The following is a 360-nucleotide window of genomic DNA, read 5'->3' on the forward strand; positions in this document are numbered from 1 at the left end:
TCTTTTTGGCAGGATCTCCGTGAAGAATAGCGATCTCACATCCATTCGGCATAAAATCAGGACAAGGTCCCCATTGCAGATCTTTATCATCAATGGTCTTAACAACAGAATTTGTTGTTTCCTGGGCCATGTTTTCGGCAAAAAAGAACAGCATACTTACCAGCATGCACATTCTAAAAAATTCCCTGCTTTTCATATCAATTTGTTTTAATCGTTAGCGCGATGTAAAAAAAGGGGAATTTTAAAAAAATATTTTCGAATAAGGAGCTGATAACTATAAAGGTACGGCGTTTTTTTAATCTATTTCTTAATTGGAATGAGGTATAAAGGAGTCTTTGTCTTTTCAAGGATCTTTCCTGC

General features: G+C 35.8%; 1 pseudogene. It reads right to left on the bottom strand.

The annotated features are described in order from the left end of the window. Positions 1 to 196, bottom strand: a pseudogene (locus HC176_RS17750) (cupin); the annotation flags it as partial. Between the last annotated feature and the right edge of the window lie 164 nt (positions 197 to 360).

Source organism: Tamlana crocina (genome assembly GCF_012037625.1).